Here is a 19935-nt window from a genome sequence, read left to right as displayed (position 1 = left end):
AAAAAATGAATACAAATATTTTAAGGACTGATCTTATGAAAACGATATATAAGCCATTGTTCGTCGCGCTCTTGTTGCTTTCGGGTATTTCCTGCGATGATAAACTAGAGCAATTTCCCACCGATGCCTTTGCCAGTGGGACATTCTGGACTTCGGAATCCAATGCTTTGATAGCTTTAACAGGAATGTACAGAGGAAATATAAATTACGGAACGCAGGTAGTACCCTCAGACTGGTGGACTTACTGTGGAATCGTTTTTTTGGAATTTGCCACAGATAATTCCTATGACAGGCGCGGAGACAATTCTACCTATAACCGGTTGACGGATGGAACACTGCTTCCAAACAATAATGTAGTGAATGGTTATTGGCAGGGTTCCTACAGGCGAATAGCCATTGCCAATGATTTTCTGGAAAATATTGATAATGTCAATATGCCGGAAGTAAAATTGCAGCGGATGAAAAGCGAAGCAAAGTTTATTAGGGCAACTCAGTATTTTTATTTGTCTCAGTTTTGGGGAGATGTTCCTTTGGTTACCAATACACTCACACCGGATGAAGCCAATAACGTTGAAAAATCAAGCAAGACGGTTATTGTGGACTTTGTGATTCAGGAATTATCGGAAGCAGTAAATGGACTTCCCAGATTTTCCGAAATTCCTGATTCCGAAATTGGTAGAGCAAGCAAACAAGCGGCTCTGGCCTTTTTAGGCAGATTATACCTGGCTGAGAAAAGATTTGATGAGGCCTCTGAAGTATACCAACAAATCATCAATTATGGGGATAATATTATCGATTCGGAATACGGGCCGCTCTTTACCACAGAAAACGAAAACAGTGCAGAAAATATTTTCAGCGTGCAATTTGTTTCTGGCCTTGCCCCAAATGCCATGCCCCAGCATGCATTTCCTGCTGCGTCCAGCGGTTGGCATATCATCAATCCATTGGGAAGCCTGGCAGAGGAATATGGCTTTGATGATGGAACCCCCTTTTCCTATGATGACCCAAAGTTTGTTCAGGAGGATATGGGAGCCAACAGGGATCAGAGATTTAGGGATACATTTATTTGGAATGAATCAACTTTCCAAGGAAGAAGATATGTGTGTCATCCCGATTCTACCCAATCCGTTGATCAACTGACCTATTCCAAACAAGCTACCCGCACAGGATTTGGGTTTAGAAAATATTTTGATGAGACTTTTAGTGGGAATTTAAGAAATGACTATGGTGGAAATATCCCGGTTATCCGGTATGCCGAGGTTTTGTTGAGTTACCTGGAGGCAGAGCTTGAAGCCGGAAATCCCATTACCCAAGACTTACTGGATCAAACCATTAATCTGGTCAGAGGAAGAGAATCAGTAAATTTGCCCCCTATTACAGAAACTAACCCGGATCTTCTTCGGGATATGCTTAGAAGGGAGCGCAGAATTGAATTGGCATTTGAAGGTACCCGCTTATGGGATATTTTCCGTTGGGAAATAGGGGAGGAAGTGTTAAATGGTGATTTTTGGGGGGCACCTTTTCCCAATTCAGTGAGATATCCAACTACTTCCATTAAATTGGACCCTCAATCCAGGTGGTATGTTACTACCAAAAATTTCAGGCCAGGCGATTACCAATGGCCTATTCCTGAGTCAGAAACCAACATTAACCCAAAATTGGCAGAATAGATATCATGAAAAGAAGACATGCAGTAAAAGCAATCGCCCTGGGATCTGTTACACCCCACTTGCTGTTGGGCAGCACAGCAGGTTTCGTGCCAGCACCAAAAGTAAAAAGCAATATAGCCTCCTCCAATTTTGCCAGTCAATGGCAGCAATGGCCGGATATGCCCTGGGTAGGGCCGGAATATTGGGGCAACAGATTGCAGGATTGGGAAATCCGTCAGGGACGTGCCGTTTGTGTCATCTCCGATAAAAATCGCTCGCTCCATTGCCTTACCCATCAAATGGGTTCCGGTTCCGGAAATTTTTCCCTGCAGGTCAGCATGGAATGGCTGAATGCAGCAGGCAAAGGAATCCAGGAAGCCTATGCCGGTTTTCGGCTGGCAGCCAAAGGCAAATTTGAAGATTACCGCTCTGCAGCAGTTTTTGGCCAGGGACTCGATGCGGGGATCAACGGACAGGGCTATCTTTTTATTGGAGAAAAAACAGGCAGCCAACAGCTCTCCCTTGATGCTGAAATCACCCTCAAACTGGAAGGAGTCGGTAATGAACTCCAATTGAAAGCCCAGCATTCAGAAAATGGTAAATTGCTGGCCATGTTGACCTATACGCAACCCAAGGCTACATGGGAAGGGAATCTGGCTCTGGTGTCTCATTTTCCTTTGGAAAACACAGGCTCCCCATCGGTGGCTTTTTCCGGCTGGCAAATATCCGGAGACAAAATTTCAGCTGACGGAGCTCAGGCCTTTGGACCAATCTGTTTTGCCCAGTATACCCTGCATGACGGAACACTTAAATTGGCAGCTCAGCTGACGCCGGTAGACGGAATCAGCGGGCTTCAGCTCAGTCTTCAGGTCTGGCAAAATGGTCAGTGGGAGACCTTGCAGGAAGCCATGCCAGATCCTTTGGGCAGAGTGGCCCATTTCAGACAGGAACACTGGCAAGCCGAAAAGGCTACCCCATACCGGGTCAAACTGGACCTGCCTTTGAAAACAGGCAACAGTTCCTATTATTATACCGGAACCATTGCCAAAGAGCCAACCGATATGGATCAGGTCAAGATGGCCGTTTTCAGCTGTAATGCAGATTATGGGTTTCCGGATCAGGAGGTCAGCATCCATTCCCTGAAACACCAGCCCGACCTGGCTGTTTTTCTGGGCGATCAGTTTTATGAAAGTACTGGTGGATTCGGCATTCAGACCGCTCCCCTGGAAAAATCCAGCCTCGATTACCTGCGCAAATGGTACATGTTTGGCTGGTCATACCGGGAAATTTTCCGCCACATTCCCAGTGCCTTTATTCCAGACGACCATGATGTGTACCATGGCAATGTTTGGGGAGAAGCCGGCAAAAATGCCCCCACCGATGAGGGATGGGGCTATGTGGCCCAGGACCAGGGTGGGTACAAAATGCCCCCTGAATGGGTAAACATGGTGCAGTTGACTCAGACCGGTCATTTGCCAGATCCTTTTGACCCTACTCCGGTCAAACAGGGCATAGGTACCTATTACACAGATTGGGTATATGGGGGCGTGAGTTTTGCCATTTTGGAGGATCGGAAATTCAAATCCGCACCCAAGAATGTTTTGCCTGAGGAGGCCATGGTGACGAATGGGTTTATTCAGAATCGTGAATTTGATATCAAAGCCCATTACGATGTGGATGCCCAGCTTTTGGGTGAAAGACAGCTGAAATTTTTAGAACACTGGTCCACCGATTGGAGCAAAGGTGCTGAAATGAAGGCAGTACTGTCTCAAACAAATTTTTGCACGGTTGCCACACTACCGGAAGGCAGCATCATTGACAGTATCGTTCCCCGGCTTCCTATTCCCGAACCCGGAGTTTATGTAACTGGCGATGCTCCTACCACGGACATGGACTCCAATGGCTGGCCCCAAAAAGGCCGGGATGAAGCTTTGCGGATAATTCGGAAAGCCTTTGCACTCCACGTGGCGGGCGACCAACACCTTGCTTCTGTAGTTCATTATGGGGTGGATGAATTTGGAGATGCAGGTTACGCCTTTGCCGGTCCGGCGTTAAATAACCTCTTTCCCAGGCGTTGGTGGCCGCCTGTCGGTGATCAACATGAAGGGCTTCCCGGAAAGCCTGCCTATACGGGCAATTTTCATGATGGCTTCGGAAATAAAATGACGGTGCATGCGGTGGCCAATCCCAGAAAAACAGGTCAGGAGCCGGCTTTGATTCATGACCGGTCCACAGGATATGGCCTGGTCACTTTTGATAAAGCCCAAAAGAAGATTAACCTGGAGTGCTGGCCAAGGTATGTAGATCCTGAAAAACAACCCGATGGTCAATTCGAAGGTTGGCCTGTTACTATTGCCCAGGAGGATAATTTTGCCAAAGCAAGCGCAGGTACCCTGCCTGCCCTGGACCTTAAAAATTGCCACAATCCCATAATCGAGGTGGTGGATGAAGAAAGCGGTGAACTGGTTTATGCGCTCAGGGTAAGGGAAAAAACTTTCCGGCCCAAAGTATTTAAAGATAGCAAATACCAGGTAAAGGTATGGGAAGATGGACAGGATAGGGCACAATTATTCCAGGGATTGGCTTTGGATCTGAATCAGAAAGACACCTTATTTGTAAATTATCAGGTTTAATTATTGCCAAATTTAAATATTCCATGACATTCCGATTGATCTTCCTACCCTTGACTGCTGTCCTTTTCTTCGCCTGTTCACCGGAAAAGGATCGGCCCCAAAGCCCACCCAATATCATTTACATTTTGGCTGATGATTTGGGTTACGGGGATTTGGGCTGTTATGGGCAGGAAAAGATTGAGACGCCTCACATCGATGCCCTGGCTGCCAGCGGGATGTTGTTTACCCAACATTATTCTGGCGCTCCAGTATGCGCACCTGCCAGGGCGGTACTACTTACAGGCCAGCACAGTGGCAGGGCGCAGGTGAGGGGAAATGACGAATGGGGAGATAGGGGTGACGTATGGAATTACATGGCCATGCTTGCCGATTCTACCCTGGAAGGGCAGCGCCCCATAAAGGAGGGAACCACTACTTTGGGTTCTCTCCTGCAGGGAGCGGGATATACTACGGCAATCGTAGGAAAGTGGGGCCTGGGAGCCCCACATACGGTTGGGGTACCCAATAAGCAGGGCTTTGATTATTTTTTCGGCTACAATTGCCAAAGGCAGGCGCACACCTTATACCCTGTACACCTTTGGGAAAATGACCGGCGGGTATATTTGAACAATGATACCATTCCACCAAATACCCGCTTGCCTGAAGGGGCGGATCCCTATTCCGAAGAAAGCTATGCTGATTACTTTCTTACCGATTATGCACCAGAAGAGATGTTTAAACGCATTCAGGAATTTGTAAAGGAAGAGACTGATTCTCCGTTTTTCCTCTATTGGGCTACACCTATTCCGCATGTTCCCCTGCAGGCCCCAGAAAAATGGATCGATTATTATGTGAACAAATTTGGTGAGGAGGATCCCTACCTGGGTGAAAGGTCTTATTTTCCGGCCCGACATCCAAGGGCGACTTATGCGGCCATGGTCAGCTACCTGGATGAGCAGGTAGGTAATTTGGTACAACAGCTTAAAGACCAGGGGATATACGACAATACCCTGATTATTTTCACCTCAGACAATGGCCCCACCTTCAATGGGGGTACGGATTCACCCTGGTTTAATAGCGCAGGGATTTTCAGAGAGGAAAGTGGTTATGGTAAAGGTTACCTTTATGAAGGAGGAATCAGGGTACCCATGATTGCTTCCTGGCCGGCAAAAATCAAGAAAGGAACCCAAAGTGACCATGCTTCTGTATTTTATGACGTAATGCCTACTTTGGCTGAAATTGCCGGAGCAGAGGAAACCTACGATTCAGATGGTGTCAGCTTTCTACCAACCTTAATTGGAGAGGATCAAAAAGAGCACGAATACTTGTATTGGGAATTCCCTTCCTATGGCGGTCAGATGGCTGTCAGGATAGGAAATTGGAAAGCCCTGAGGCTAAATATACACGATGGGGAATCGGAATGGCAACTATTTGACCTGAGTAATGATCTTTTGGAAAGCAATGACCTGGCTGCCGATCATCCTGAGATTATCAGGAAAGTGGAAGCTATTGTTGCTGAAGCACATGTGCCGGCCACCAATCCCCGCTGGAGGTATGCAGCATTAGGAGAAGAACCAAAGTAAAAGCAAACTGGACAAGCTCTGGATTAAGGGAATTTTTCACCGGAATATTTTATTTTTTTATGGATTGCCCCGCTAATCCATTTCTGTATTGGGAATTTAACGGATATTTGGTACCTTATGCTGCTTATTAACCAAATGTCCTCATGCATTTAAAAGTGTATCAATATTTGCTGGCGGGCTTGATTGCCCCATTACTGGCCAGTATTTTACTTTACGGTTGTCAGGAAGGTGGAGCCAAAATCAATCCTGAAATTCCGGATGTAATCAGTTACAATTTTCATATCAGACCCATTTTATCTGATAATTGTTTTGCCTGCCATGGTCCGGATGCCAATAAGAGAGAGGCAGGATTACGCCTGGATACGGAAGAGGGCGCCTATGCAGCACTGAAAGAGAACCCCGGCAAACACGCAGTCATTCCTGGAGATCCCAGAGAATCCATGTTGATCCAACGAATTTTTTCAACAGATCCCGGTCAAATGATGCCTCCTCCGGAATCCAATCTTAAAATAACGGAGCATGACAAAAACCTGATCAAAAAGTGGATCGATCAGGGAGGGAAATATGAAAAACACTGGGCCTTTGTTCCTCCTGAAAAACAGGATCTTCCTGAGAATGACAAAGAAGGCTGGTCTGAAAATCCAATTGATCCTTTTATTTTCGCTAGAATGAAAGCCAACGGTCTTTCGCCCAGCCCCGAAGCAGAGAAGTCTTATCTGCTGAAGCGATTGAGTTTGGATCTCACAGGCCTTCCTCCGCAGGTGGAAGAGGTAAAGGGGTTTTTGAACAATGAGCAAAGCTGGGAGGAGATGATCGACCATTATTTGGCGAAGCCGGCTTTTGGGGAGAGGATGGCTTTACTTTGGTTGGATATATCGAGATATGCTGATTCATTCGGCTATCAGAATGACAATATTCGGACGCAATGGCCCTATAGGGACTGGGTGATTCATGCTTTTAACCAAAACATGCCCTATGACCAATTTTTGACATGGCAACTTGCAGGAGACTTGCTTCCAAATCCCAGTAAAGAGCAGTTGTTGGCCACCGCATTTAATCGCAATCATAAAATTACAGAGGAGGAAGGCGTCATTCATGAAGAATACAGGGTAGAATATGCCCTGGACAAAACCAACACATTCAGCAAGGTAAGCCTTGGTATAACCATGGAATGTGCCCAATGCCATGATCATAAATATGATCCTGTTTCGCAAAAGGATTATTTCAGTCTTTATGCTTTTTTTAACAATACCCCGGAGAAGGGGTTTGAAGGAGGAGCGGGATCTCCTGTAAGGGCAAAAACCCCACTGATTTGGGTAGAGGAAGAAGACACTAAAAATATTTTGTCATTTGTCAATCATCCGGATACCAGCAGGGTGGCTGTTTCTATCATGGCGGACTTGCAAGATTCTATCCGGCCAACTTATGTTTTGGACAGGGGGGTTTATGATGCGCCTACTGGAGAGCCTTTAGTGGCTGGCACACCGGGAGTTATCAAGGCATTTGACCCTGAATTACCGAGGAATCGATTGGGTTTGGCGAAATGGGCATTTGCAGATGACCATCCGCTTACTTCCCGGGTATTTGTCAATCTGATCTGGCAGGAGATCTTTGGAAAGGGTTTGGTGCCTTCATCAGCTGATTTTGGCATGCAGGGGAAATTACCCACCCATCCGGAACTTTTGGACTGGCTGGCAGTGGATTTCAGGGAGCATGGCTGGGATATCAAAAGACTTATTCGACTGATTGTCAGTTCGGCTACCTACAGGCAATCTGCTCAGGTGGAACCCAAACACATGGAGTTGGACCCCGAAAACGTATACTTGGCCCGCTTTCCCAGGCTTCGTCTGCATGCCGAACTTATTCGGGATTTTGTGCTGTCCAGTAGTGGTTTATTGGTTCCCGAGATTGGAGGACCCAGTGTAAAACCCTACCAACCTGCCGGTTTGTGGGAGGCTTCCAGTTCTGGAAGAGGAGAATTGAACGTTTACCGTCAGGATAAGGGCGATAAATTGTACCGGAGAGGGATTTATACCTTTATCAAGCTGACCTTACCCCCGCCATCCCTGTTGATTTTTGACGGTAGTAACCGGGACATTTGTCAGGTAGAAAGAAACAGGACCAATACCCCCTTACAGGCGTTGGCCATGCTCAATGACCCCATGGTATTGGAGGCTTCAAGGGTACTGGCAGAAAGATTGAACAAGACCCATGAAAACCCCGGACCGGCCATAGAAGAAGCCTTTATCAGAATTTTATCCCGAATCCCTAAAAAGGAAGAAAAAGAAATGATGCTGGCCTTTTATGAAGAAGAACTGGCCAGGTTTAGTGCTGAACCCAAGGTCGCACAGGTGGCAGTGGAAGTCGGGGAATTTCCTATGTTAAAGGAACAGCAAGCTAAACAATCTGCAGCATTGATGCAGGTACTCATTGCCTTGTACAACCTGGAAGAGGCCATAACGAAGACCTAATTACCTCAGACCTTCTTTAAACTATTACCTGCTGGTTAAGCTTTGCCTGGACTGGGGATTCCTATCCTGCTTAGGATTTAGAAAATGAAATCCAGGCAAATCCCTTTTTTAAAGAATACAGGGAATTACTCATGCTGAGGTTTTGGGATTGATACTATAAATTTGACCGGGCCTAAAATTGTACCCAATCAGGTAACTGGATTTAAATCCCGATGAATATAAAATCCCCAATTGGGGATTTTTTCTTTCCAAAAAATTATCCACCAGTTCAAAACTTTCCCAGGAAAAGCCGAATAAAGGCCACTGGTCCTTATTGGTATTGATGGGAAATTCATCTAATTGGAACAAACATTCCAGGTCTTTATTTTTCACATTAAAAAAAATATTTAAGCCGTTTAGTATTGGAATTTGTTTTGTTATTTTTTATTTTTAAAAACTTATATTTTACATATCAAAATTGTTGTGAAATATAAAGTTTGTAAAATGCGCATATACAGGTTTGAATTTTACTTGCAATTTTAATTATTTAACCTCCTGACCAACTGACAACCAGCAACCTGTTCCACCCTAAAACTCCGATAGCAGTAGTATTGCTAAAAGTTTGATCAGGGACAATGAATCCATAGTATATTCTGTTAATCAATTGATCATTAGTAAAAATCTTTTTGGGTTTCAGAAGAAAGGTCTTAACACCAGGAAGATTAAAATGAAACCTTAAAGGTTTGGCGGTTAAAGAGTGGTTTAATTTTGCCCTGGGCAGGTTTTCAACCGGATCGGGGATGTTTTGATTTTTATTTATTAACCATAATCCAATTTATCCAGATGAAAATAGCGAACAGTTCCTGAATCCATTCAAGGTGAAAGATTTTCAAAGTCTTTTCCATTAACAGTGACTCCCAATTTCTTTGAGAATGGGCACTGTAGCAATTAATCAATCATCAAAAACCCAATCTAAAATGAAAAACAAATTACCAAAAGCAGGAAGAAACCTGCTGCACAGGGCAGTTTATGTCCTGTATTTGCCCTTAATCATCCTGTTGTTATGGGGCCAATCGGTCCAGGCTTCAGAGGTGATAAACAAGGAACTTAAATCCGGGCAACTTGAAGAGGACGTTTCCATAACAGGAACAGTTTTGGATGAAAATGGGCTTCCTATGCCCGGTGCTACTATATCTATCCAAGGAACGAGTAGAGGAACAGTCACAGATTTAGATGGCAAGTTTTCCATCACCGTGCCTGAAGAAGCCACTTTGGTGATTTCTTACATCGGTTATCAGTCCCAAACCATTAAAATAACCAATCAGACAGAATTGACCATTCGGTTAAATCAGGATTCTTCCGCACTGGAAGAGGTTGTGGTGATTGGTTATGGAACACAGAAAAAGTCAGATCTGACAGGTTCGGTGGGTTCAGTAGGAGAAGCGGAATTAAACGAGCGTCCTTCCCCATCTCTGAATCAGGCACTGGCTGGCAGGGTTGCGGGTGTTCAGGTAAACGTGAATTCGGGACGGCCCGGTGGTAGAACCAATGTCCGAATTCGTGGATTCAGTTCAATTAACTCTTCAAATAACCCGCTATATGTGGTGGATGGTGTCCAGCTTCCTATGAGTAACCAGGCTCAGGCCAGTAATGCCATTGATTATATTAATCCTAACGACATCGTGTCTGTTGAGGTATTGAAAGATGCGTCCTCTACTGCCATTTATGGATCAAGAGGTGCTAATGGAGTAATCCTAATCACCACCAAAAAAGGTAAATCTGGTGAAGGAACGCTGACGTATAATGTAGATTTCAGCGTGAATACCATAGGTCCAAACAGACCTGAGGTATTGAATGCTGCAGAATACATGGCTGTGGAAGATCTTGCCTGGAGAAATATGGAAAAGTACGACCCGGAGGGTTGGAATGCCGGAAGATGGGCCTATCTGAACCCTGCACTTAGACGAACTGATCCCAGGGTATTTGACAGCCAGGGAAACCCCTTGTTCGATACCAATTGGTTGAATGAAACGACCCAAAATAAATTGTCCCAAAACCACCAATTGGGATTTACAGGAGGAAACGAAAGGACGACCTATTCTTTGTCTTTGGGTTATCGGGATGATCAGGGCTTGTTAAAAACATCCTACCTTACCCGGTATTCCACCCGCTTCACCATTGATGATCAGGTTAAACCATGGTTGAAAGTAGGGGGTACTATCAGTTATAATAACCAATCAGAAAATCTGGTAGATGTCAGTGATGCAGTACCTAGACAAATTGTGGAGGATTTTCCGTTTTTACCCGTAAGGTATGAGGATGGTACTTTTGCAAACAACAGGGATTATCCTTTTGCGGAAGGCACAATGAGTTCCATGCACCGCTTATATGGCAGAAAGTATATTCTGAATACCCAAACGACTTTGGGAAGTGCTTATTCAAATATAAAATTTGCAGAAGGATTGGAAATGCGGACCGTTTTGGGTGTGAATATTTTAACCCAGGAAAATAACCAATCCAGCACGCGGACCTTAGCCATTGCCCAGTCAGGCACGGCATCTAAAAGTTTGGAAAGGGACAGTTTCTGGTCCTTGGAAAATTACCTTACCTATAATAAAGTATTTGGAGAAAGACATGCTTTTACCGGTTTATTGGGTATTTCCTGGCAGGAAAACACTTACTCCAGCATGAGTGCCAGTATCCAGAATTTTGCAACGGACTTCTTTACGTATAATAACTTGGGAGCCGGTTCACAACTTCCCCGGGTTGGCTCCAATGCTTCAAGGCATGCTTTAAATTCCTATTTTGCGAGGATAAATTATATTCTGGACGATAAATATCTATTTACAGCAACCGGTAGGGCAGATGGGGCATCCAAATTCGGTGAGAACAACAAATACGCCATTTTCCCTTCTGCCGCTTTGGCCTGGAGGTTGTCCGAAGAAGCTTTTCTTAAGGGAAACAGTACCATTTCCAATTTGAAATTGAGGACCAGTTATGGGCTTACCGGTAACTCAGAGATCCCGCCCTATTCTTCACTTTCCCTATTGAGCTCCAATTATTCGGCCATTTGGAATGAGACCCAGGTCGGAGGAACAGGTATCAACCGACTGGCTAATCCTGATCTTAGATGGGAAAAAACGGCTCAGGCCGATATCGGTTTAGAACTTGGTCTGTTTCAAAACCGGCTTACCGTGGAATTTGATTACTATAACAGAAAAACGACAGACATGTTATTGGATTCTCCGGTTCCAAGAACAAGTGGGTATGCCACGATTAGAAGAAATGTGGGTTCAATGGAAAACAAAGGGGTTGAACTCACATTAAGTGCAGTGGTTGTTGAAAAAGCGGATTTCACCTGGAATAGTAGCTTTAATTTTTCTGCCAATCGGAATAAGGTATTGTCATTGGCTACACCTGCTGATATTTTCGGTGTAGGCGGGCCTAATTTCACAAACCAAACCAATATTATCAGGGTTGGAGAGCCCGTAGGATCTTTCTGGGGTTTGGTAAGGCTTGGAACCTGGAATGAATCCGAAAGAAGTGAAGCCGCAGAGTACGTAAGTTATAGAAATGGATTGACTATTCTTCCGGGAGACATTAAGTACCTGGATGTAAATGGAGATAAGGCCATCAATGATTCGGACAGGATGATTATCGGAAATGGAAACCCAAAATTCTGGGGTGCATTGACCAATAATATCAGGTTTAGAAACTGGGATCTTGCCATTGATCTGCAATACATGTATGGCAACGACCTTTTGGATATGAACCTGCACCCAAGCGAGGACCGGCAAGCTCTTGCCAATAGCTACCGCACGGTGCTGGATGCCTGGACCCCGGACAACCAGAATTCCATGGTGGCGGAAATCAGAGACACCCGTGCAGGTTATGTAACCAATGTGGATTCCAGATGGGTTAAAGATGCGTCATTTTTACGTGGTAGAAACCTGCTATTAGGGTACACCTTTCCCGTTGAAGTGGCAAATAGACTTCGTTTGAGTAGGCTAAGGGTGTATACTTCGACCCAAAATTTCTTCCTGATCACAGGAGATGAAATCATTGGTGACCCTGAAGTGACCCCGATCAGGGGAGGCGACGGAAACAATGTGTTTTCTCAGGGCATGAATTGGCACAGTTATCCTAAGCCAACCACCTATTTATTGGGTCTTCAGGTTGCATTGTAAATTAAGCTGATCATTAACGAAACTAGAAATGAAAAATATATTAAAGAAAAGATTTTGGATCCATATAGGCCTAAGTTTGTTTGGCATGGCTGTTTTGACGGGTTGTCAGGATTTTCTGAGTGAAGAAGATCCTTCTAACCTTACCCCGGAAAGTTTTTATACCATTCCGGATCATGCGGAAGCAGCTCTGGCCGCAGTATATGCGGATACCAGATTTATAGGAGGAGACGGAGGAATTTTTTCCTCTACATGGCAACTTTTGGAGGCACCCACCGGAACTTCAACTACTGAGACCGCCCAAAATTCCGATTTAAATAATCTGTATGGTTTGATCTATGATGGGCGGACCCAACATGTGATCAATTGGTGGAATGGCTTGTACAAAGTAATCGCACAGGCGAATTTGGTATTGGACAAGGTGCCTGCCATTACCCCTATGGATGAAGCGCAAAAAACAAAAATTCTTGGTGAAGCAAAGTTTTTGAGGGCATGGGCCTATTTCTATGCAGTTCGACTCTGGGGCGATATTCCCCTGATCACTGCTCCACAAACAGCAAGTTCAGAAAATTTCAGGCCTTCACCGTCTCCACAAGCACAGGTTTATCAACTGATTGTGGATGATTTGAAAGCGGCAGAGGCAGCAGGTCTTCCCTGGATGGATGCAAGTGGAAGGGCCTCACTTGCGGCTGTAAAAAGTCAATTGGCAAAAGTTTACCTGACTATGGCTGGATTTCCCTTGAGTATGGGTAGCGAATACTATCAGTTGGCGGCACAAAAATCAGCTGAAGTCATAGATTATGCCAATGCCAATCCCAATCAAATCAATTTATTTCCCAGCTATGGAGATCTTCATGATGAAACCAATGATAACTTGTTGGAGCATATATTTATGTTGCAATACAATATTGTAGTGGCCGGTAATCCCATGAATAACATGTTTCCCAATTTCAAGCCGGTTACGTTTCAGGGACCATCCGGTACGGGTAGCACGGTACCTACCAATGAGTTTTACAATTCTTATGAGGAAGGTGACCTGAGGGCTGTCAATCAGGAAGGTTTTTTCTACACCAGTTATTTTACCAATGGAAGTGGAGAACCCTTTGATTTGGGCGCACCATATATTTTCAAACATTTCAATCAAAGGGCTTTGGGATCTGAAGGAAATCCTGGAAACAGAGCCAATAATTTAAATGTACCTCTGATTCGATTTGCCGAAGTATTGTTAATTCATGCAGAAGCCCAGAACGAGGCGGGAGGTCCAAACGCCCTGGCACACGAAGGCTTGAAAAGGATCAGGGACCGTGCCCAACTGGAGACACCTTCACTGGGAGAATTTACAACCGCAAGCTTCCGTGAAGCTGTTTGGAGGGAGCGTTGGCATGAGTTGTGCTATGAGCAAATAACCTGGTTTGATATGTTACGGCTCCGCAAAGTCTACAATGAAATTACCAATGGTTTTGATGATTTCGTAGGACATGAAAACCTGAGTTCCAATCAAACATTGCAAAGCATGCATTTATTGATGCCTTATCCTTTGCCTGAAATGCAAAATAACCCCAATCTTCAACCTCAAAATCCGGGGTTTCCTTAATTCTTTGATCATAAACTAGAGTACATGTAAACTTCCCGAAAAACAATGGTTTATCGGGAAGTTTACTGTATATTGAATATCTAACCCAAAATACCCTTTGAAATGAGTCAATTATCAAAAATTAACAGAAGAAAATTTTTAAACCGGTCTGTGCTCTTTGTACTCACCCCACCCTTGCTATCCCAATATTCAGGGTTCACAAAAAAACAAGAAAAGGTAAGACATGTTTGTGTGGGTGTAGGAGGTATGGGCTGGCATGATTTGAACCGTTTCAAAGCTCATCCGAATGTGGACATTGTAGCCATTTGTGATGTGGATGAAAACCACTTGAACAAGGCCGCAGATGCGATCCCTAATGCCAAAAAATATACGGATTGGAGAGAATTGCTGGAAAAAGAGGCTGAGAATTTTGATGCCATCAATGTGAGTGTCCCAGACCACAACCATTTTTCCATTGCCATGCAATCCATTCAAATGGGCAAGCATGTATATTGCCAGAAACCCATGTGCCATGATGTGGCAGAAATCAGAAAACTTACACAAGCAGCACAAAAAGCTGGAATAGTAAGTCAGTTGGGTACCCAGCATGCTTCCGGAAAGGGTGACCGGACAGCCGTTCAATGGATCAAAGAGGGCCATATCGGTAAAATAAAGGAGGTTTACCTCTGCTCCAACAGACCTGGAGCAACTGAGGCCTATCGTTTTGAAGGGCCCAGGCCTGAAGGAGGTGAGAATCCCCCCATGCACCTTCATTGGGATTTGTTTATTGGAACAGCTCCGATGAGGCCTTATGCACCAACCATTTATCATCCTTCCAAATGGAGGGCCTGGCAGGACTTTGGTACCGGATGGTCCGGAGATATAGGATGCCATATCCTGGATGCGGTTTGGAAAGGTTTGGATTTGAAAGCTCCGAAATCGGTGGTGGCCAAAGTGCAGGATTCCTGGGAGAATTCCCCTGCACGAAGAGCGGATACCTGGCCCCAAAGCAATCACATCACCTGGGTATTTCCCGGAAATAAGCTGACTGCAGCAAACGAATTTAAGGTTCACTGGTACGATGGAGAATTTTATCCCCCCGAGGAGGTCAGGGCATTGTTTTCTGTGGAAGACTATCCTGCTGAATCTGCCATGCTCGTTGGAACTGAGGGCGCTCTTTTGATTCCGCACACCAAGATGCCTGTTTTGCTTCCCGCAGAGAAATTTAAGCAGATTTCTCCACCAAATCTGGAGGAAAGAGATCATTACCATCATTTTGTGGATGCCTGTTTGGGAAAAACCAATACAGAAAGTCATTTTGGCATTTCCGGCCCCATGTCTGAAACGGTGATTTTGGGTACCGTAGCCATCAGGCAACCCAATGAAGTTTTGGAATGGGATACCAGCAATTTGAAAATCCTGAATCATGATGCTGCCAACCAATATTTGTCCAGGGAATACAGAAATGGCTGGGAACTGAAAGTTTAGACAATGGAACAATTAATGCCTGGGGGACTCTTGGTTTTTCCCCAATTATCCATGGCGGTTATTGATTATAGTGAATAAATTGCCTTATGACTTTAAAAGCAGGCTTTCAGCTATTGGTTTTAATTGGATTTTTGGGCCCCTTGAAAGCTCAGGAAATCAGGGAGACCAAAAAAATGAATGTATTGTTTATCGCTTCGGATGATCTCAACAATGGTATCAGCGGCTATGGGCATGATTTGGTAAAAACTCCCAACCTGGATCGGTTGGCAAAAATGGGAATGCAGTTCAATAAAGCTTATTGCCAATACCCTCAATGCAGCCAAAGTAGGGTGTCGATAATGACGGGACTCCGACCAGACACTACTCAGGTTTTTGATCTTAAAACAGATTTTAGAGACATTATTCCCACTGTCACGACATTACCCGAACTTTTCATGGAAAATGGATATTTTTCTGCAAGGGTGGGGAAAATTTATCATTATGGGGTGCCCGGGGACATTGGCACGAATGGTTTGGATGATGCAAAATCCTGGAATCAGGTCATCAATCCAATTGGCAGGGATAAATGGGAAGAAGACAAACTTATCAACCTCACCCCAAACAGAGGGTTGGGAAGTTCTTTAAGTTGGCTGGCAGCAGAAGGAACTGATGCAGAACAAACAGACGGGATGGTCGCCGATGAGGCCATCAGGTTAATGGTAGAAAATAAAGACAAGCCTTTTTTTATCGGAGTAGGATTTTATCGTCCTCATTGCCCATATATCGCCCCGAAGAAGTACTTTGATATGTATCCTTTGGATAGTATTGTCCTTCCGGACGAACCAGAGGATCATTTTAATGATATTCCGCAGGCAGCCTTCTGGACCAATCCCCTGTATTGGGGGCTGGATGAGCATCAGCGAAAACAAGTGATCAGGGCCTATTATGCTTCAGCCACCTTTATGGACGCTCAGGTAGGAAAGCTTTTGGATGCCCTGGAAGATTTGGGGCTTGTAGAAAATACCATTGTGGTGTTTTGGAGTGATCACGGGTACCACCTTTCGGAGCATGGTCAATGGAAAAAGCAAAGCCTTTTTGAGGAATCTGCGCGGGTTCCCCTGCTGATTGCGGCACCGGGTAAGGAGGGAAATGGCAAAGTTTGTGAGCGGGTGGTAGAATTAGTAGACCTTTATCCGACTTTGGCAGCTTTGTGTGGCTTAGAATCCCCTGAATATTTACAGGGTCGTGATATTTCAGCGCTATTGAAAAATCCGGATAAAGCCTGGGACCATGGTGGATACACACAGGTTAGGAGAAATTCAGGACCCTATATGGGAAGAGCGGTAAGGACTGAGCGCTGGCGGTACATTGAATGGGATGGGGGTGAGAAAGGCGCACAGCTATACGACCATGACCATGATCCCAGAGAGTACAACAACCTGGCAGGGCACCCTGAATATCAGGAAATTCAAAATAATTTGAAAAAGCAGCTTAATGCCAAATTCGGTAAATAAGCATCAGTGACTTGCCAGTTTGGATCCAAATACTTCCTCAATTCAAGAAAACGGTTTTTTTTGACCGTTGTTTCCTAAGCCATAATCCAATAATCAAATAAAGTGTCATTGGCAAAACGCCGCATATCGGTGAAAGCCAGATTTCCTTATGTGCAGCGATCTGTATATGGCCGTCGATTATCAGGTGGTTGATCAAAGCATCCTCCATGGCATGAAGTAATATAACAGACCAAATGGACCGGGTCAGTCTGAATATTTCCGTGAACATTACCGTCCATACCACCATGTTCAACACTGCAATAACCATAAAAAGGTAGCGGTTCACGGGCAAAACCGCATAGATGGTTTCGTCCGATAGAAAATGAAGGTAGTACGGGGCATGCCATAGACCCCATACCAGTCCGGCAATTCCGTAAATATAAAAGTCGGTAAGCCTGATTTTGACAAGTTTAGCGGTGAGATAACCCCTCCAGACCGACTCCTCAAAAAAATTTTTAATGATATTAATGAAAAATAGTTCTGTGAAGATGGAGAAATATGCCTTTACATTGAAACCGGAGAAATCAATCCATCCCGTTAGTTTTCCGATGATTAAAGTAATTATGGTTACAAGAGGAAATATCAACATGGCCATGCCATACCAGCGTAAGTTATGTTTCAGGTTAGGATATAATCCTGCATCTTTCCACCCATCACCTGCAAAAGTTCTCAGAAAAATCACCACAAGTAATGGACCGGCCAGCCAAATGGCCATACCGAGGGTCTCTTCTTCGTTCTGATCAGGTATAAGCCTGTCTACACCTAGTCCAACCCAGCCAACCAAAAGAGCCAGTATACAAAAAATAACAAGGTGCCGGGTTTCCTTTAAATGATTCATAGCTTTTTATCAGTGATTTTTTTTTGTGGTTGCAGTAGGATTTTTACCGGTCATCTTTTTTAAATTCCTCCAGCAATAGCATCATTTCTTCCACCTTTTCCGGATGCCCTTCACTCAGGTTATGGCTCTCTCTGAAATCTTCTTTCAGGTTGTAAAGTTCTATTTTATTTTTCCCATGAAGGAGTAATTTCCAATCACCCTGTCTGACTGCATGAGTCCCCCTGATTTTCCAATACATGGGCGACGCCTTTACCTGCTCTTTCCCCTCAATGACAATATTTTGCCAAATGTCCTTGCCGTCCACATCCTGGGGTATTCCATTTTCAAAACCTGTGAGTTTGCAAAGCGTGGGCAACCAATCGGAAACGTGGATGGGAAAATCAACGATGCCCGGTTCCAAATGCCCCGGCCAATTGATAAAACCAGGCACCCTTATGCCTCCCTCGTATAAACTTCCTTTCCATCCCCTTAGCGGATAATTATTGCCCAAAACCAGATGAGGATCATCTGCATACCGGCCTTCATATTCGGTCTTACTTTGCCAGCTTTGCTGGGCGCCATTGTCACTGACAAATACAATCAGCGTATTTTCTCTTTTGCCTGTACGTTCCAGGGCATCGATGATCTGGCCTATGCTTTCATCCAGGTGGCTGACCGCTGCCGCAAACAACCGGCGGGAGGGATGCATCAGCACATCGTCCTTGTACAGCTTATGGTATTTTTCAGGCTCGGATAGGGGAGAATGGGGAACATGGTGGGTTACATAAAGGAAAAAGGGTTGGTCCCTGTCCTCCTCGATAATACGGATGGCCTCCGCGGTGAGCAGATCGGTCACATGGCTGCCACTTTCATCCAGGTATTCATCATTTCGGTGCCATGACCTGCGTTCTGTCAGTTCGGTTTCGGTTTTGTATTCATGGGTATAGGGATCTATTTGTCCATCAAAGTAGCCATATGAAGATTGAAACCCGTATTTTAAGGGGGTGTACGGCGGGGAACCCATGTGCCACTTTCCGGCAATAGCGGTATAATACCCATTTTCGGCCAATAAGGAAGCAAGGGTAGGATCACCCAGATCAATGACCTCTCCATAAGCCGGGGCCAGAACACCATACCGGCTGGGATACTTACCCGTCATCAGGCTGACACGGGTGGGCGTACAGGTTGGCATGACATAATGCTGGCTCAAAATCTTCCCTGACCTGGCCAGCCTATCAATATTTGGTGTTTTGATATCAGAGCCATGGTAACCCACATCAGCCCAACCCAGGTCATCGGGTAAGATGAACAGGATATTGGGTTTGCCAGGAGGGCTTGCCTTCTTTTCAAAGCCTCGTTCAGACCAAATCAAGGCAGCTGCCAGAATGGGGAAAATGTGGATAAAAAGGAATTTAAAGAAAATCATCTTGGGTTTATTCATTAATGAACATTCAAATTACATAAGAATTGTAAAGTTGGCAATGGTTTAACCACAGAAGGGTATATATTTTTAGGTTTTTTTCATGGGTCTAAACGAAACCTTATCATCCCTTATATGGCTGCTATGGTTATAAAAAAAGGAGAACCATATAAGGAATAGAAGAACATATAAGAGGGGTAAGGCTTGATCTTATTTTGGTTAACAGGCGAAGATTTTGGTTGGCCACTTTGTCTCACCACAGCAGGGTATAGGTTTTCAGGGATTTTTTCATGGGTCCAACCAAATCCTTATCATCCCTTATATGCCTTCTATGGTTTTAAAAAAATGGGAAACCATATAAGGAATAGAAGAGCATAAAAGAGGGACAAGAGTAGATTTTATTTTTGTTAATTGGAGAAATTTGTGGTTGGTAATTTTGTTTCACCATAGAAGAGCAGAGATTTTTTTTATGGTCTAGCAAATGCTTAAAATTCCTTATATGCCTTCTATGGTTTTAAAAAAATGGGAAACCATATAAGGAATAGAAGAGCATAAAAGAGGGACAAGAGTAGATTTTATTTTTGTTAATTGGAGAAATTTGTGGTTGGTAATTTTGTTTCACCATAT

General features: G+C 44.5%; 11 protein-coding genes. 8 read left to right on the top strand and 3 right to left on the bottom strand.

Annotated elements, in window-relative coordinates; translation table 11 throughout:
• Positions 1–35 precede the first annotated feature (35 nt).
• From G9Q97_RS06970 to G9Q97_RS06955, 4 genes are all read left to right on the top strand, one after another.
• Positions 36–1670, top strand: a complete 1635-nt coding sequence (locus G9Q97_RS06970) for a RagB/SusD family nutrient uptake outer membrane protein (RefSeq protein ID WP_166144557.1) — start codon at positions 36–38, stop codon at positions 1668–1670.
• A 5-nt stretch (positions 1671–1675) separates the two neighbouring features.
• Positions 1676–4282, top strand: coding sequence for an alkaline phosphatase D family protein (locus G9Q97_RS06965; protein ID WP_166144554.1), 2607 nt, complete (start codon positions 1676–1678; stop codon positions 4280–4282).
• Between the two features lie 23 nt (positions 4283–4305).
• Positions 4306–5844, top strand: coding sequence for an arylsulfatase (locus G9Q97_RS06960; protein ID WP_166144551.1), 1539 nt, complete (start codon positions 4306–4308; stop codon positions 5842–5844).
• 143 nt (positions 5845–5987) lie between these two features.
• Entirely contained in the window at positions 5988–8315 is a 2328-nt protein-coding gene (locus G9Q97_RS06955; RefSeq protein ID WP_166144548.1) for a PSD1 and planctomycete cytochrome C domain-containing protein, read from the top strand.
• Between the two features lie 129 nt (positions 8316–8444).
• Here the strand turns inward: G9Q97_RS06955 and G9Q97_RS06950 are convergent, their stop codons facing one another.
• Entirely contained in the window at positions 8445–8687 is a 243-nt protein-coding gene (locus G9Q97_RS06950) for a hypothetical protein (protein WP_166144545.1), read from the bottom strand.
• 584 nt (positions 8688–9271) lie between these two features.
• Between G9Q97_RS06950 and G9Q97_RS06945 the strand changes: the two genes are divergently transcribed.
• The 4 genes from G9Q97_RS06945 (at position 9272) to G9Q97_RS06930 (ending at position 17032) form a co-directional block, all read left to right on the top strand.
• Positions 9272–12481, top strand: a complete 3210-nt coding sequence (locus G9Q97_RS06945; protein WP_166144542.1) for a SusC/RagA family TonB-linked outer membrane protein — start codon at positions 9272–9274, stop codon at positions 12479–12481.
• Between the two features lie 85 nt (positions 12482–12566).
• Positions 12567–14072, top strand: coding sequence for a RagB/SusD family nutrient uptake outer membrane protein (locus tag G9Q97_RS06940; RefSeq protein WP_394352977.1), 1506 nt, complete (start codon positions 12567–12569; stop codon positions 14070–14072).
• Positions 14073–14174: 102 nt separating this feature from the next.
• Entirely contained in the window at positions 14175–15539 is a 1365-nt protein-coding gene (locus tag G9Q97_RS06935; protein WP_166144536.1) for a Gfo/Idh/MocA family protein, read from the top strand.
• Between the two features lie 86 nt (positions 15540–15625).
• On the top strand, positions 15626–17032 hold the full coding sequence (locus tag G9Q97_RS06930; protein WP_166144533.1) for a sulfatase: 1407 nt from the start codon (positions 15626–15628) through the stop codon (positions 17030–17032).
• A 37-nt stretch (positions 17033–17069) separates the two neighbouring features.
• On the opposite strand, the gene G9Q97_RS06925 is transcribed toward G9Q97_RS06930, so the two are convergent.
• Both G9Q97_RS06925 and G9Q97_RS06920 read right to left on the bottom strand, forming a co-directional pair.
• Positions 17070–17909: a CPBP family intramembrane glutamic endopeptidase gene (locus G9Q97_RS06925; protein ID WP_166144530.1), complete on the bottom strand. Its 840-nt coding sequence runs from the start codon at positions 17907–17909 to the stop codon at positions 17070–17072.
• Between the two features lie 43 nt (positions 17910–17952).
• Positions 17953–19329: an arylsulfatase B gene (locus G9Q97_RS06920; RefSeq protein WP_166144527.1), complete on the bottom strand. Its 1377-nt coding sequence runs from the start codon at positions 19327–19329 to the stop codon at positions 17953–17955.
• Positions 19330–19935 lie beyond the last annotated feature (606 nt).

The sequence above is a fragment of the Cyclobacterium plantarum genome, from assembly GCF_011290685.1.
Classification (GTDB): Bacteria; Bacteroidota; Bacteroidia; order Cytophagales; family Cyclobacteriaceae; genus Cyclobacterium; species Cyclobacterium plantarum.
The sequence above is the reverse complement of the archived record's forward strand: the minus strand, read 5'-3'. Positions and strand labels throughout refer to the sequence as shown.

What these genes read in the sequence shown, in the direction of transcription:
- G9Q97_RS06970 (WP_166144557.1), top strand. Translation starts at nt 36, where the DNA reads ATGAAAACGATATATAAGCCATTGTTCGTCGCGCTCTTGTTGCTTTCG.
- G9Q97_RS06965 (WP_166144554.1), top strand. Translation starts at nt 1,676, where the DNA reads ATGAAAAGAAGACATGCAGTAAAAGCAATCGCCCTGGGATCTGTTACA.
- G9Q97_RS06960 (WP_166144551.1), top strand. Translation starts at nt 4,306, where the DNA reads ATGACATTCCGATTGATCTTCCTACCCTTGACTGCTGTCCTTTTCTTC.
- G9Q97_RS06955 (WP_166144548.1), top strand. Translation starts at nt 5,988, where the DNA reads ATGCATTTAAAAGTGTATCAATATTTGCTGGCGGGCTTGATTGCCCCA.
- G9Q97_RS06945 (WP_166144542.1), top strand. Translation starts at nt 9,272, where the DNA reads ATGAAAAACAAATTACCAAAAGCAGGAAGAAACCTGCTGCACAGGGCA.
- G9Q97_RS06940 (WP_394352977.1), top strand. Translation starts at nt 12,567, where the DNA reads ATGGCTGTTTTGACGGGTTGTCAGGATTTTCTGAGTGAAGAAGATCCT.
- G9Q97_RS06935 (WP_166144536.1), top strand. Translation starts at nt 14,175, where the DNA reads ATGAGTCAATTATCAAAAATTAACAGAAGAAAATTTTTAAACCGGTCT.
- G9Q97_RS06930 (WP_166144533.1), top strand. Translation starts at nt 15,626, where the DNA reads ATGACTTTAAAAGCAGGCTTTCAGCTATTGGTTTTAATTGGATTTTTG.
- G9Q97_RS06925 (WP_166144530.1), bottom strand. Translation starts at nt 17,909, where the DNA reads ATGAATCATTTAAAGGAAACCCGGCACCTTGTTATTTTTTGTATACTG.
- G9Q97_RS06920 (WP_166144527.1), bottom strand. Translation starts at nt 19,329, where the DNA reads ATGAATAAACCCAAGATGATTTTCTTTAAATTCCTTTTTATCCACATT.